Origin of the sequence: Longitalea luteola (assembly GCF_017356035.1) — a bacterium.
GTDB classification, from domain to species: Bacteria; Bacteroidota; Bacteroidia; order Chitinophagales; family Chitinophagaceae; genus Niastella; species Niastella luteola.
On sequence record NZ_JAFIQX010000017.1, the window covers coordinates 11073 to 27257 of the forward strand.

Here is a 16185-nt window from a genome sequence, read left to right on the forward strand (position 1 = left end):
GTTTATTATCTCATTGATTTATTCCTAAAGGATTAAATATAAATAATAAATTACATGTTATGATATTCTGTTTTATCGAAGCTGCCAGCTTGCACGAATGTATGTAACTAAGAAATCTTAGCGGTGATGTGAAGGCATTGCAACAAAAAATTTCCTAAAAAATGTGACCTAACTGTGTTTGAATTGATATGGGCCGGCATTTAATGTTTAAGACCAACTTCATGCTAACCCGATTAATACTCAGGGGGATTGGTGCAATTTCGTAACTTGAGTGACTTTAAGTATGGAACATCGTTTAATTCAGAATACAGATAACACTATCCCGGACTATTTATCCGGCGGAGGTGAAATGGGGCGATTTATTCGAGAAAAAGACTGGTCAAAAACTCCGTTAGGAAATCCAATCGGCTGGCCTCAAAGTTTGCGTTCAACCCTTAGTATTTGCCTTAATTCCAATTTTCCCATTGCGATCTACTGGGGAAATGATCTTATCCTTCTTTATAACGATGCATGGAGTCCAATACCTGGCAACAAACATCCGTGGGCATTGGGCAAACCTGCAAAGGAAGTGTGGCCCGAAATATGGGACGCAATAGAACCTCAGTTCAGAAAGGCTTTCAGTGGCGTACCGGGCGGTTCCAAAGACGCTTTTCTTCCCATGAACCGTCACGGCTATCAGGAGGAGTGTTATTTCAATTTTACATTTACTCCCATTTATGGCGAAGGTGGAAAGGTGGAAGGTGTTTTTAATGCGGTAATCGAAACCACAAAGACTGTTCTGAACGAACGTCAATTGCAAACATTGCGTGAATTAGGAAATCTTGACAGAACCTCCAAAACAGTAGATGAAGTGTTGGCATCTGCAGCAAAAGTGCTGCAAGGAAATAACAAAGATTTTCCTTTTGCGATCATTTATAAAATTGTTGCGGAAGAAAATAAGGCCATTCCGATTTCATACGTAGGAACAACGGATGCGCAAGAATTCTTTCCATCATGGATCAATCTGGATAGCTCAGCCGACGATTCAATAAGCATTTGTAAAGCATATTCCACCAATGCTCTGGTTGTGTTTGAGAATAAGGAAAATAGAAAGGCTTTGCCGAAAGGTGGCTGGGACATTGAAGCGACAAAATTTATTCATCTGCCAATCGTTAGTCAAAGCAGAAAAACTCCAATAGCTATATTGTCGGCTGCATTGAACCCTTACAGGCAATTCGATGAACTATACAAGCAATTTGTACAATTAATAGCCGATCAAATATCCACGGAAGTCAACAATGCATTGGCTTATGAAGAAGAACGTAAACGTGCGCAAGCCCTGGCCGAAATTGATAAAGCCAAAACAGCCTTTTTTACTAATATTTCACATGAATTCCGTACACCTTTAACTTTAATTCTCGGATCGCTTGAGCAATTGCTTAACAGAAAAACAGAAGAAATTGTAACTGAACATAAAGACGCAATAGAAACCTCACATCGCAACGCATTAAGAATGTTGCGCCTGGTTAATAATCTGCTTGATTTTAGTCGTATTGAAGCCGGAAAGGTCAAAGCCCGATTTCAGCTTACCGACCTTTGCCAGTATACGTCCGAACTTGCTTCTAATTTTCGTTCTGTAATTGAACATGGCGGATTGCAGTTTTACGTTCATTGTGAATCAATTTCTCAGCCGGTGTATGTAGATAAAGAAATGTGGGAAAAAATTGTACTTAATCTGTTATCTAATGCATTTAAATATACGCTGAACGGCAGTATCAGCATTTCGCTGCAATCAAAAAATGGTAGTGTTATTCTAAAAGTCAAAGATACAGGAACCGGTATACCGGAAGAAGAAATTCCAAAGATGTTCGAGCGTTTTCACCGCGTACAAAATGTTACGGGGAGAACTTATGAAGGGACAGGTATCGGACTTTCTCTGGTCAAAGAGCTTGTATTGCTTCATGGCGGAAATATATCAGTGAAAAGCAAGACCGGTGAAGGAACAGAATTTATCATTTCAATTCCGACCGGAAAGCATCATTTGCCTGCGGAATATGTTGTGGACAAAGAAACTGATCTCGATACGGCTGTTTCCGTCGCGTTCATTGAGGAGGCTGATTCACTATTAAGGAAGCCTGTCGCTTCAGATACGCAAGATCGCTTTAAGAACGCACCTACGATTTTAGTAGTAGACGATAACGCTGATATGCGGAGCCATATCAGGAACATTTTATGTAAAGATTTCAGTGTAGTTACCGCCAACAATGGAATGGATGCGCTGTTGAAAATAAAAGAAGAGGAAGTTGATGTCGTGGTAAGTGATGTGATGATGCCGGTAATGGATGGCATACAACTGCTTAAAACAATTAAGAACACGCAACGTACGTCAACTCTTCCGGTCATTTTGGTGTCTGCAAGAGCAGGAGAGGAGGCTAAGATTGAAGGCTTTGATATTGGTGCAGATGACTATCTTATTAAGCCTTTCTCAGCAAAAGAATTGTTAGCAAGGGTACGTTCGCAAATCAGTATTTCACAAAAAAGAGACAAGGCCTTAAGAGATGTTTATAATCTTTTTAATGAGGTGCCATTCGCGGTCGCTGCTTTGAAAGGCCCTGAGTTGATAATTGAATACATCAATCAGTATAGTCTTGCTATTTGGCAGCTGTCAAAAGATGAAGTTGTAGGCAAACCTTTGTTTGACGTTCGGCCTGACCTTCGTAAAAGTGCTGCACCTATTCACGAAGAAGTTTATCGTACCAAAAGGAGGTTCGAAGCCAGGGAGGCGCCGATACAAATGCTTGTAAACGGCAATGAGGAACTTCGTTATTTTAATGTTACTATTGATCCTATGAAAGACGATGAAGGCAATATAGTGGGTCAGCTTGCTACTTCTATTGATGTAACCCAACAAGTTGTAGCAAGAAAAAAAATCGAGGAAAGTGAAACCAGGGTTCGCATAGCGGTGGAATCAGGACAATTGGGAACCTTTGATATAGACCTGGTTCGCCATTCCATTGTTTTTTCTGATAGGCTTGCTGTTATTTGCGGTTTAGATCCGACAAAGAAATGGTCGCATCACGATTTATTAAATACACTGCATCCGGAGGATTTGCCTGTCAGGAACAAAGCCTATGAAATAGCATTACAAACGGGCAACTTACATTATGAAGCCAGAGTTATTTGGGGCGACGGCTCTGTTCATTGGCTTCGCATTCATGGTAGGGTAAAATATGAAAATGGTGAAGCGAAACGAATATTTGGGATTGCACATGATATAACAGATGAAAGAATTGCTCAGGAAAAAATCAGGGAAAGCGAAGAACGCTTTCGGGCCCTTGTGAATGCCACCTCCGATGTGGTATATCGGATGAGCCCTGACTGGACCCAAATGCAGGAATTGAAGGGCCGCGGATTTATTTCCGATACCGGAGAACCTATTAAAGACTGGGTCAATAAATACATTCATCCAAAAGATCAGGAAAGAGTACAGCAAGCAATTGCCACGGCGATAAAGACAAAGTCTATATTTGAGCTGGAGCACCAGGTAATCAGTGCTGACGGTACATTGGGCTGGACCTTTTCAAGAGCGATCCCTATTTTGGATAAAGAAGGCGATATAGTTGAATGGTTTGGCACTGCCAGTGATATAACTGAAAGGATTCGGATTGAAAGCCAATTAAAAATAAACGAGGAAAGGTATGCTCTTACTATCAATGCGACAAATTTAGGCATCTGGGATTTTGATGTAAAGAACCAGGTAGTTGTTGGCAGTGGCAAAATAGCTGCCATATACGGACTGGCTTCCAATGAGGAATACAACCTTGCTGTTGCATTCGACAGCATATATCCTGATGACAGAAATGAACAGAATAAACTATTTGAATCTATTATAAATGGCAGGGTTAATAAAAGTTTTGCAACAGAATATCGTATTATTCATAAAAAGAGTGGTGCCGTTAAATGGATAAGGGCACACGGGAAAGCCTTTTTTGATGAGCAAGGCCAACTGACCCGCACTGTTGGTACCGTTGCCGATGTTACGGAAGCTAAATTAGCAGAAGATGCATTGAAAGAAAGTGAAAATCGCTTTCGAACATTAACGCAATCATTGCCGCAATTGGTTTGGACAGCCACCAGGGAGGGCTATTGCGATTTCTTTAATCAACAGTGGTACGATTACACGGGTAGCACGCCTGAACAATCATTTGGTGATGGGTGGGCGAAATACATTCATCCGCAACATGTTTCGGCTTTATATGCAAAATGGCAGCAAAGTATAAAAAGTGGTCAACCAGTGGTGTTTGAATTTCAGTTAAAAGCAAAAGATAATGGCTACCAGTGGTTTTACGTGTTGGGTAACCCTGTAACGGATGAAAATGGAAGTGTCATTAAATGGGTTGGCGCATTAACGAATATTGAGGAAAGAAAAACAATTGAGGAAAAGCTTGAGCGTCTTGTTGCAGACCGGACATCTGAGCTGCGGCAGGCCAACCAGGAATTGCATCGCTCCAACGATGACCTTCAGCAATTTGCCCATGTTGCCTCACATGATTTAAAAGAACCTGTTCGAAAGATAAGAACTTTTGTCAGCCGTTTAAAAGAAGAATACCGTACATTCTTACCGGAACAAGGTGAGCGTTTTTTGCAAAAAATTGAAAACGCAGCTAACCGAATGAATGCCATGATCGACGGTGTATTAACGTACTCGTCTCTTACCGGCAGCGAACAAAAGAAAGAATCAGTGGATCTGGGAGAAGTGTTGGAACAAATTGAATCAGACCTGGAATTGCTTATTCAACAAAAGAGCGCCATAATTGAAAAAGGAGAACTTCCTTGCATTACCGGTTCACGAATGTTGTTATACCAGTTGTTTTACAATTTAATCAATAACTCACTGAAGTTTGTAAGGCAGGCTGAAAGTCCCGTTGTAAGAATTTTATCAAGGCGATTAACGCCGGATGAAATAGACAGTAGGAGATTGGATGAGGGGAAGGAATACGTTCAAATCATCGTTACAGATAATGGTATTGGCTTTAACGAAAGCAATGCAGAGATTATATTTAAGACTTTTACACGTTTGAATTCAAAAGACCAATATGAAGGTACAGGACTGGGGCTTGCCCTTTGTAAAAAAATTGTGGAGCGGCACGGTGGTCATATAACTGCAAATGGCAAAGAAGGAGAAGGAGCGCAATTTTATATAACGCTTCCCATAAGTTAAGTTAGTCGTATGAAACCAATATTTTTATTAGCTGATGATGATATCGATGATAGAGAATTGTTTTGTGAAGCGCTGGGAACGGTTGATCCATCCATAACCTGTTACTGCGCAGACAATGGACGGGTTGCTTTGCACATGCTTGACAGTAAACAACCGTCAGAATACCCGCACTTGATTTTTCTTGATATCAATATGCCGGTAATGAATGGGTGGGAATGTCTGGTACAATTGAAAAGAAGCGAAGCTTACAGGCACATACCCGTTTTCATTTATACGACTTCTTCTCACCAAAGAGAGGCAAATATAGCATTTGACCTGGGAGCAGATTGTTTTTTTACAAAGCCGGCTGAATACAATGAGCTAAAATCCATACTTAAAATAATCGCGAATAACATAGGGGGGGATTGGGTAAGTGCAATAAGTCATTTCGATAACATTAAATCGAGATAAAAGTTTTCACCTGTGTTGGAAACTAAGGTCTTTTTAGATTAACTGTTTTCCCATGCGAAAAATCTCCAGCATTGTCACTCCGCCAGGATCTGGAAAATACTCGTGTACTTTCCAAATGCCATTATCATTTTGGATTCCAACTAAAAGGGTCTTATCCCAATGTATAGCTCTGGATACCCATTTATTGTGTGCACAACCATACCAATCGCGTTAAAACTACACGAAACTTAGAGAATCTCTATTAATAAAAGCGTCAGAATTAGTTTTTTTATTAATGTAACTGTTTGCCAATTGATCAACTTAACCGTTTTAAACATCTTGTTTCAGACTTCCCAATACAACTTAATGTCTTCCATTTGAGGATGTAAAAACGGATGTTGATACTAAATGATACCAACATACGCACATGATAATTTGTGAAATAATTTAACTTTAACAATACAGTAAAGCGATTTTGTTTTCTTTTATATTTAATGATCAAAAACCTTTTTATCATTAAACTGAATTGTATGCAAGTACAAGTAAGAAGAACCATCCTAAAAGAAGTCAGAAAAATTGGAACATTGCTTTCGCTCGAAAAAGCAAAGGAAATGATCGAAGCCTGGCAAAACCAGGAACCTGAAGCCGTTAAATCGTTCCTGTATGGCAGAAAGATCTTTGAACAATTACTGCAGGTGCCTGGGTGTGTAGGTATACGCGTTTTTAATGGAATTGATGACAATGGCCAGCAGGCTTTGGTATTTGTACCTGTTGGTGAAAAAAATCAGAACATCCTGAATTACTCAGTCACGACAACCGAAGGTATCGTTGTGGTAGAAGCGCCGGTTGCAGATGGCGGATTGAAGTGTCCTACGTATTGTCCTGCCCCCGCCACCGATATTGAATCACCGGCCTGGGAAACGTATATTGTTGATAAACAAAAAGGCGTTACCCGCATAATTGCTGATCTGGGAGAACTCATTTCGCGTAAAAAGGCGATGGAAATGGTAGAAAAATGGCAAAGTGAAGAACCGGAAGGCATAAAGTCAGTTTTATATGGCAGGGAAATATTCGATCAGTTGCTGGCTGTTCCTGGTTGCGAAGGCATTCGCGTGTTTAATGCTTATGATGATAATGCCATGCAAACTTTTGTTTTTGTCGCTGTAGATGGCCGTAATAACAACATAAGAGAATACAAAAGCCTGGACGGTAAAGAAACTATAAAGGCGCCCATTGCTGATGGTGGATTAAGATGTCCTTCCTATTGTCCTAATCCCGATTCACCAACACCTGTACCCGGCTGGGAAGATTATATAATTAATGAGTAGAGGTATTGTTTAAAAGATAAAAAAGAGGCTGTTTAAATGCAGTCTCTTTTTTATACAATGCACTGCTGGTGTTTTGGCATTTTTAGTTAGTTCGCCTGCTCGCAAATACTTAAATAAGCTATTATCATCCTCATCCTGGCTGTTATGAATACGATGTTGCGTCAATTGCTTTTAGTAATGGTTCTTAAACTATTGATATGTACCGCCTCGGCCCAACCAGTCGGTATGAATCTGTACCCGTTAACATTACCCTACGGGAAAGTGATGGACTGGCATTCAGCAATAGTAAATGATAGTTTCCGCATATATGTTTATTTTCCGCCCGGATATGACAGCTCGCATTGTTCCTATCCTGTATTGTTTTTAACCGATGGCGATTGGAGTTTCACAGCGGCAGTCAATGCCTTTGGCAGCTTAAAGCAGGATTACCGGATCGTTGAACCTGTTATAGTGGCCATAGGTTATGGTCATCGGCCTAATCGCCGGGATCGGGATCTTGATCCGGAGAAAGGCGGTTACGCCTTCCTGGAAGCTTTAAAGAAAGAAGTTATACCATGGACGAACGCACATTTGAAAGTAAACGATAACCGTGCTTTATACGGATATTCACTTGGTGGCAAGTTTGCTACTTTTGCCTTATTTAACGAACCTGAGTTGTTCACATCTGTATTGATAGGTGCTCCTGCCGAAGGAGGCAGACATTTATTACCGGCGGCTCATCGATATAAAACGAATGCTGTTCGAATAACCTCAAAGGTGTTTTTAGCAACCGGTGAGTATGAGCGTGAAACAGTCGCTAATATAAAACACTTTGAGCAGTACCTACAGTCTCAATCTCCTTCAATACCTGTTACTACCTGGGTGGCGCCTGCAATGAATCATGGAGCGGCAATACCTGCCGTATTACAGGAAGCGATCAAAGTTACCTACGCTGAAATAAATAAAGAGATTGAAGTTTCAGGAAAGCTGCTTAAAACTTATTCGGGAACATACATAGATTCCGCAAATAATGAAAAGTTCCGCTTGTTTGTGAAAAATAGGGCACTTTATATAATGTTGCATGGATATACCGCCGACTTTCCTTTTCAATTACGCGCCACTTCAAAAAACACATTTTCCCTTAGAGAATATGAGCGTATAGCGTTTACTTTTAGTGGTAATCGTCTTACTGTAATGTGGCCGGATGGACATGAAAGCAAGTATTTAAAAGTAAAAAATGGTAACAGGAATTAATTTCACCGAAGCCAATTGGTTATCCACGGTTTGCATTACATCGCAGAGAACTGTACCATTAGGATTATTATAGTATCTTTGTCCGCGTCTCTTCCTTTGCTTTTACCGCTTCCAGATATTTGCGAACATTTCTTTCCAACTCTGTAGGATACGTGTAGTTTAATCTTTGCGCAAGTTCAACACCTAATTCACTCGCTATCTCAGCATATGCAAACAGCGCATTCCAGTTTTCTTCAATATCACTTCCCGAGAACGTTCTTTCAATTCGTTTCCACAGCTCTGAGGGCAAATATTTTTTAAACAGCCTTCCATGTTTGTTCGTTGTTATATTCCATTGATGAGCGCTGGCAATATACCATTCTATCATGGGGACCAGATAATCAGTTCTCATCATGTTCTCCGACATAAACTTGGCGTAGAACAGTTCGTCCCGTGCCAGGCATTTCGCTACATAGGTCATATCCCACCAAAAGTCATTTAACAGTTGCTTAAATCTTTTTTCTGTGGGTTTTTTGATCAGGACAGATTGATAGGTCGGTGGTTTTATGCCCTTTGTAATACCATCTTTATCAAGTAGAATCGTATAGCCTACATCCCAATCTTCAGGTAATTCAGGTTGTCCGGCATCGTTTATGAACTCTGGTTTTTTATAAAGTTTGAAATCGACTTTTACATTGTCATTGTAAAGCACCATTTTCATAGCATGCTTTCCATCGAAAAAGGTTTCATCTTCCTCAACCATTGTTATCGGATAGCCAAAGATCGAAACCCATGTGTTATTATACTGATACGGGTCAATGTTGTCAAAAACGAGATCTATATCGATGTCACTGAAATCGTCCACTGGCGCCAGCGGGTTTACCAGAGAACTGGTTAGTAATGCAGCCCGAATATCATTGTTGCTTTTGGCCCAATCGATAATTTGTTGCAGCTTTTCGTCCCTTGCTTTCATCTGTTGTTTTCCGTTATTGAAAATTTCCAAAAAGAATTAGTAAATATACAAAAACATACCTGTTGCAAAAACGGCTGACAGTTCGCCGCGTTTGTATTTCTCCGCATCTTCGGTTTTGGGCATGTAGTAATAAAAGTGATAATGCCTGAAAGTATGTTACTTTTTATTTATTCTCATATACAATCCAACTTCACCTATAAACACCGCGTCGTCATAGCGGATGTTTAAATAGTCGCGTCCAACATAACCGTGAATCAAAAAGCCCACTTCATTGGTGATAGAAGGCATATAAGTTAAATAAGTGTGGGCCCCCAGCCGGTACTTGTTTTCAAGGGTGAAGTTTGACAGGTCACCTAAAATATATTCCAGATCTGTCCGGATTGAAAACTGCCGCTTTTTAGTTACTTTTTTCACCTTTGAGCTGAGTGCATTATTGATGGTTACCAAACGGGAAGCTTTCAACCACTGAAAACTGAATAACAGCCGTTGCTTTCCATAGCTATTATATAATTCACCGTTCATGCCCAACGGACCTTTGAAATCTATTTCTTTCTGCCATCCTACAGCGGTTGATATAACATGATTGCGTGCAGAAACATTGGCTACATTAAATAAAATGCGCAATGAATTGGTGCTGAAATCTCCGGATCGATAGTTGTGCCGTTGATTACCGTCTTCGTCTTTTATAAAAAAGGAATCAGCCTGGCCATTTGAGTAATGTAATAGCTGAATAGTTATCCAGGCTGGCGTGGTTCGTTCTTTTATTAAGCCACCTACAGATGTTACAAGGAGGTCAAGACCTAATCCGAATTTGTTATTAGAGGGCAGTAGTGGGCTTGAATCGTCTCGCGTTAGCCGCGGTGTAAGTCCTACGTCGAAGGTAAACCGAACCCGCTGCAGCCATTTAGGATTGTAGTATTTGCCTTTGTGAATGACAAACCGGTTTGAGAAATTTCCTTCCAGCCAATAACCGTTTTTTCCTTCTCCATCCCGCAGCGGTATCTTTCTTGTTTCAAGTGGATCGATGAGGGGGAAGGCCAGGTACATTAACTGGTCATGGTATCCCAGCAGCTGATGGTACCGGCTCATGGCAAAGTTGGGGGAAGAAGTTGATAGCGAATCGGGTGACCATAAACTTTCCTGCGAGTGAGCGAAAAAAGCGCTTAACAGTCCGCCTATTGTGAGTAACCGTTTCATTACCATGCTTTTGATAAGTACTATAAAAAGCATGCCTGCTGTTATACGTTAAATCAATCTCCTGGTTGTAAATATCAACTGTATGCGCCCGTTATGAAACGAAGTATCGCCATGACAAGCGATGCACCGCCTGGCGCCTGGGTTATTACCAATTCCGGTGACGGGTACAGGGTACATGTCATGTATGGAGCAAAATAAGAACAGTGTTATCAGCAGCGCGCTGGTGCAAGGAATAATTATTGCAACTGGTAGCTTATAAAATACCAGCGAAATGAAACGCCTGTTTTTGATTTTTGCTGTCCTGGGATGCTCCTTTTTATTTGCCGGTTGCGATAAGGATCATGATGATGATTTTGAAGAGGTTATAATTTACCCTTTTACTGCCCTCGGAATACCATATGGCCATCTGCCGCCTCCTGGTGAATGTAAGATCTGGATCCCCGGTCTTCCGCCCGGTCAGCAGGGGCCTCCACAGTCGTGTGAATCAGCAATGTTCCATGCGCCATTAGGGGCCTGGGTCATTGCCCGTGCAAATAATTGGTACGAGATACATGTAATAAGCGATACAAGACCGCCGGTCGTTGTAGAAACACGCTATTATGCATTGCCATAGTTGGCTGCATATTTAAGCAGGGTTGTTAATTGATCATTATTCATACAAAGACATGAAAGCGCTTTCACTCAAAGGGATTGGATCGCTGCTTAAGGATTCCTTCAAAGGCTTCTCCGAAGATAAAGTAGCCAAGTTGGGCGGCTCACTGGCTTATTTTACCATCTTTTCACTTGGACCTATGCTGTTGGTCATTATCTTCCTCGCTGGCCTCATCCTGGGGCAAAAAGCGGTGGAAGGATCATTGTATGAGCAGATCAACGAAATGGTCGGCTCCTCTGCGGCACAACAGGTGCAGCAGCTTATTAAAAGTGCTGCTGCCAGTGAAGGTGGCATTGCTGCCGTTATCGGATTGGTAACCCTGTTCATTGGAGCCACGTCTGTATTCACCGAGATCCAGGATTCTATAAATACCATTTGGCACCTCAGGATGAAACCAACGAACACCTGGAGGACCTTGCTGAAAAGCCGCTTGTTGTCTTTTGGAATTATTGCAGGGATCGGATTTTTGCTGCTGGTGTCTCTGGCTGCTTCCGCTCTTATGGAAGGGCTTGGCAAAAAAATAAGTGAACTGATCCCGGCGGCTGGTGTCTGGTTTATGTTTCTTCTTAGTTATGCCTTTACATTGTTCCTGGCTGTCTTCCTGTTTGCTATCATCTTTAAAGTGTTACCTGCCGCTTATATAACCTGGCGGGAGGTGTGGCCCGGCGCCATTACTACGGCTATATTGTTTATGCTCGGTAGATTCCTGATCTCATTTTATATTAGTAAAAGTGATCTGGGAAGTACTTACGGTGCGGCTGGCTCACTCGTGGTGTTGCTGGTATGGGTGTATTATTCCTCCCTGATCCTGTATTTTGGTGCTGAGTTTACCAAGGCCTATGTCGGCCGCTTTGGAACCGGTATTCGCCCGAAGGGCTATGCCTTATTGGCCGACGAACAAACTGCCGCCGGCAAGAACAAGCACGATCGAAGGGAAACCAAATCTTGATAACCGTCGTGGCTGCAGATCCATCACTTCTTGAATAATACCATAACGTTAATGGTTATGGCCATGATGGTCATGACTGGTTTCAGCGCTGGCGCCTTCCTGCACATCAACGGTGAAGTCGGCGGTTCGTACTTTTCCCGCAACTTGAAACTGTACCCACATCCTGTATATGCCGGGTTTGTCAACATGTGTTTCAGCATATATCGGGTAGCTCTTGCTGGCAACCGGGTGAATATGCAGAAGGTCTTTATCGGCCTTGCCGATCATAACAATATGCGCCGATGCCCCCAGATAGTTTTCTATATCTCTTGCTGCAAGCCTGCTGCCGTTTTTTTCTATAGTGAATTGAAGCGCTTGTGTTCTGTTTGTTTTAAAGTCGTTTCCGTTTTGCAGGCTTACGGTGTAGCCGTCAACTGTTGAAACAAACCTGGTAGATGCCGCTGCTGCGTTTGAAAAGGGGGCGCCTTTTACTTCGATTGCCTGCTTGTTCACATTTTGTGAACCGCCGGCCGGCTTATAGTCGGTAAACAACCAATATTTTCCTCCACCGGGAAATGTTTCGGTTACCACGTAGCTGCCATCGGGCTGCTCCTGTGGGTGTATATGGTGGAACCAGGTCAGCTCCTCATTTACCAGCAGCAGATGCACTTTCATTTCATGTGCAATATCCAGCGTAACCTTTTCGCCATTTTGCGTTATGGAAAGTTTTAGTGTGACCGGTTGGCCCGCTTCAATAACCTGTGGTGTTGAAGCGATCGTTACCTCAGATCGGGCGGCATCGTCCTTTTTGACCGGCTCCAGGTCCATGCCACAGGTAGGGCATTTATCTCCTTTTTTGCCAGTAACCTCCGGGTGCATCGGGCAGGCGTAAACAGTTGCTGCCTCTGCATGTTGATGGTGTTCCATTTTTATTGATTGGTTTTGAGTGTCTTTGCAGGAAGTGAACGGTGCTCCTGCAGCTAATGAACTTATAATTATTGATGTTTTGATCAGGTTGTTCATTTCGATACTTTTTGTGCTTGTCAGAATACTGCTTTTGATCGTCAGTTTGATAATACAAAGTTCATTTATCACAGTTTACCCATTGTTACAAAATTTTGAAAAAGATTTATATTTAATGGTTGTCTGCCTTCTACATTGTGGATATCTATTTTCAGCTGAATATTTTTAGCAACTTCGTTTGTAAGTCTTTGTTAGTATTTTTAGCTTCTAATAAACCTTATATGAAAAAATTCGCCTTATCCTTATTAATGGCGGTAGTGTGCTCTGCCGCCACCTCCCAGACAGATATCTTCACTTTAATGGAGCGGACGGATCTCCGGCTCACCGAAATTGAACGCATCGCCAATCGTTACTTTGACAGCGCAGGCACCGGCAGAGGTACAGGCTATAAACAGTATCAGCGCTGGTTGTATGAAAGAAAGTTTCACACCGATGAGAACGGTTTCTTTATCAATGCTGAAACCGAAGCTGCCCGCTACAAAGCAGCTAAAGCGGCCATGAGAACCCGGTCAATTGAATCTTCTGCAAGAGGCACTTTTGGCTCGTGGACCGAACTCGGTCCGCAAAACTGGACCTACACCAGCGGCTGGAATCCCGGCGTAGGCAGAATAACCTCGATAGCCATTCATCCTTCAAATCACGCTATAATATATGTAAGCTCGCCCGGTGGCGGCATCTGGAAAAGCACGAACAGCGGCGCTTCCTGGACGCCACTCGTTGATTTTACCTCATCGGCCTGGATGAATATTTTCAACCTTTGCATCGACCCTTTGAACCAGCATGTTATTTATGCGGCCGTACAAAATGGAGGCGTTATCAAATCAACAGATGCCGGTGTATCATGGACGGCAACGGGCGCAGGACCCAGTGGTTCCAAAAAAGTACTGGTACATCCTGCCAATTCATCGATCGTATTCGCCACAGGTACTAATGGCGTCTTCCGTTCTACTGATGGCGGCGCCAGCTGGGCACAGGTTCATACAGCAGCTAAAGAGGACATTGAGTTCCACCCAACCAATCCCGATATTATGTATACTTCCGGATCAGGCGGTACCAGCTGTTTTTGGCGGTCGGTTGATAATGGCGTTACATGGACAGCCATAACTGCAGCGAACGGCATGACCAACGTGGGAAGAACGTTGATCGGCGTTTCGCCTGCCGACCCCGCGGTAGTGTATGCCGTGCAGGCAAACGGCAGCGCCTTTGGCAGAATGTACAGATCGACCGATGCAGGCCAAACATTTGTGACCACTGTTGTAGGCAATGCCGCCAGCGGTACCAATTATTTTGGTTATGAAACAACGGGTATGGGTACGGGCGGCCAGGCTACGTACGACATGGCTATCTGCGTTAATCCCGTTAATATTAATGAGGTGATGATCGGCGGGATCATTTGCTGGAAATCTACCAATGGCGGCACTTCCTTTGTTGCTCAAACCGCCTGGAGTTATCCCAATTCGGTTGGTTATAACCATGCCGATGTACATGCGCTGGAATGGATCGGCACCACTATTTACTCCGGCAGCGATGGCGGCATTTACAAAAGCAACAACAACGGCGGCGACTGGATAGATCTTTCAGCAGGCCTGGGCATCAGGCAGTTTTACCGAATTGCCTGTTCCAAAACAGATCCCGATGTGATCACTGGCGGTGCGCAGGATAATGGCTCCTCATTCAGAAGAACAGACAGCACCTGGAAAGACTGGCTCGGCGCCGATGGTATGGATAATGTTATCAGTCCCACCAATGCCAATATTGCCATCGGCACCTCTCAGAACGGGGCTATCTATAAAACCACCAATGCCGGGCAGTCACGGACCAACCTGTCGCAACCTTCGGGCGGCAACTGGATAACGCCGCTGGTAATGCACCCCGCGAACCATAATACTGTTTATGGCGGCTGGACGGGTATTTATAAATCGGTCAATGGTGGTACCAGCTGGACCAAAATTTCCGGAACTGTGATAGGCGCCATGTTGAATACGCTGGCAGTAGCGCCAGCTGATACCAATTATATCTATGGTTCTGTAGGCGCTAAATTATATCGCACGAACAATGGCGGCACAACCTGGGATTCAGTGACAGTCCCTGCAGCGATCAATGCCATTTATGTCAGCCAGGTAAACCCTGCAAAGATCTACCTGGCGCTTAACAGCACGGTGAACCGCGTTTTTGTATCTACCGACCGGGGCACGACCCTTACCAATATTTCTGCAGGATTGCCGGCCCTGGTTGCCCGGTCAATAGTCGTAGACAACAACCCTTCTGAAAGTATTTATGTGGGGATGAATGTGGGCGTGTATTACCGTGACAATATAGATACCAACTGGGTGGAGCATGCCAGTGGTTTGCCACTGGTAGCTGTGAACGAGGTGGAGATACAGAAATCGTCCGGGAAACTGCGCGTAGCCACCTACGGAAGAGGCGTTTGGGAAACCAACCTGTGGACACCGGTGTTGGTAGGTACTACTGATATCACAGACGACGGCGGTGTACTGTACGCGCAATATACGACCGGTTCTCCTGCCAATGAAGATTATACCAAAGCGATCGATAATAATAACGCTACCAAATACCTGACCTTTAACTGTGCTGCCTGGCTGCGTTACAGCGCCGCCAATAACTGGGTGCCGAAAGGATACAGCATCGTTTCGGGTAATGATGCGCCTGACAGGGATCCTAAAAGCTGGACCTTACTGGCTTCAATAGACAGTGTCAACTGGGTAGTACTGCATTCGGTGTCAAATGAGTTCTTCAGCGGCCGTGCCCAGGAAAAAGTATATGTTTTCAACAACACGGCTACCTATAAATACTTCCAGTTCAACTTCACCTGCAAGGCGGGAACGCTCTTCCAGTTTGCCGAAATGCGCATCTTTGGAATTCAGCAACCGGTTATTCTCACCAAAGCAGCTGTTCCCACTAAACCTGTTGCTACGCCCGAAGAATTACCGGCAACCGGCATCAAGGCTTACCCGAACCCTGTTTCCGGAAAATTAACGATAACGGGACTTCAGCAGGCGCATACGATAATCATGTATGACATGAATGGGAAAAAACTGTTAACGCAACAGGTAAGCGGACATACCAAAGTATTGGATATGCAAAAGCTCACCCGCGGCATTTACCAGCTGATCATCATCGACAAAGACGAGGGACATACGAATCTCAGGATCATCAAAGAATAATAACGTGTTTATGGTTTGTAGTTTGTGGTTTGTGGTTGCTGCCGCGCTTTGAGATGCG

10 protein-coding genes are annotated in these 16185 nt (G+C 43.3%); 7 read left to right on the forward strand and 3 right to left on the reverse strand.

Annotated elements, in window-relative coordinates:
- The first annotated feature begins 283 nt into the window (after positions 1 to 283).
- The 4 genes from JUB15_RS27040 to JUB15_RS27055 all read left to right on the forward strand — a co-directional run bounded on the left by JUB15_RS27040 (position 284) and on the right by JUB15_RS27055 (position 8190).
- The gene (locus JUB15_RS27040) at positions 284 to 5200 is read left to right on the forward strand and encodes a PAS domain-containing protein (protein ID WP_207515791.1); all 4917 of its coding nucleotides are present in this window, start codon (positions 284 to 286) and stop codon (positions 5198 to 5200) included.
- A 9-nt stretch (positions 5201 to 5209) separates the two neighbouring features.
- Entirely contained in the window at positions 5210 to 5650 is a 441-nt protein-coding gene (locus tag JUB15_RS27045) for a response regulator (protein ID WP_207515792.1), read from the forward strand.
- A gap of 509 nt (positions 5651 to 6159) precedes the next feature.
- Positions 6160 to 6957 (forward strand): hypothetical protein, encoded by a 798-nt coding sequence (locus JUB15_RS27050; RefSeq protein ID WP_207515793.1) that lies wholly within the window; start codon positions 6160 to 6162, stop codon positions 6955 to 6957.
- Between the two features lie 144 nt (positions 6958 to 7101).
- Complete coding sequence (locus tag JUB15_RS27055) at positions 7102 to 8190, forward strand: alpha/beta hydrolase (RefSeq protein WP_207515794.1); 1089 nt, start codon at positions 7102 to 7104, stop codon at positions 8188 to 8190.
- A 67-nt stretch (positions 8191 to 8257) separates the two neighbouring features.
- Here the strand turns inward: JUB15_RS27055 and JUB15_RS27060 are convergent, their stop codons facing one another.
- Together JUB15_RS27060 and JUB15_RS27065 are read right to left on the reverse strand one after the other, a co-directional pair.
- Entirely contained in the window at positions 8258 to 9142 is an 885-nt protein-coding gene (locus JUB15_RS27060) for an AadS family aminoglycoside 6-adenylyltransferase (RefSeq protein ID WP_207515795.1), read from the reverse strand.
- A 156-nt stretch (positions 9143 to 9298) separates the two neighbouring features.
- Complete coding sequence (locus JUB15_RS27065) at positions 9299 to 10339, reverse strand: hypothetical protein (RefSeq protein ID WP_207515796.1); 1041 nt, start codon at positions 10337 to 10339, stop codon at positions 9299 to 9301.
- Positions 10340 to 10610: 271 nt separating this feature from the next.
- Here JUB15_RS27065 and JUB15_RS27070 point away from each other — a divergent pair, with 271 nt between their 5' ends.
- Both JUB15_RS27070 and JUB15_RS27075 read left to right on the forward strand, forming a co-directional pair.
- Positions 10611 to 10952 (forward strand): hypothetical protein, encoded by a 342-nt coding sequence (locus tag JUB15_RS27070; RefSeq protein WP_207515797.1) that lies wholly within the window; start codon positions 10611 to 10613, stop codon positions 10950 to 10952.
- Positions 10953 to 11004: 52 nt separating this feature from the next.
- Entirely contained in the window at positions 11005 to 11940 is a 936-nt protein-coding gene (locus JUB15_RS27075) for a YihY/virulence factor BrkB family protein (RefSeq protein ID WP_207515798.1), read from the forward strand.
- Between the two features lie 48 nt (positions 11941 to 11988).
- On the opposite strand, the gene JUB15_RS27080 is transcribed toward JUB15_RS27075, so the two are convergent.
- Positions 11989 to 12846 (reverse strand): DUF8832 domain-containing protein, encoded by an 858-nt coding sequence (locus JUB15_RS27080; RefSeq protein WP_207515799.1) that lies wholly within the window; start codon positions 12844 to 12846, stop codon positions 11989 to 11991.
- Positions 12847 to 13163: 317 nt separating this feature from the next.
- On the opposite strand from JUB15_RS27080, the gene JUB15_RS27085 reads away from it, so the two are divergent.
- Entirely contained in the window at positions 13164 to 16127 is a 2964-nt protein-coding gene (locus JUB15_RS27085; protein WP_207515800.1) for a T9SS type A sorting domain-containing protein, read from the forward strand.
- Positions 16128 to 16185 lie beyond the last annotated feature (58 nt).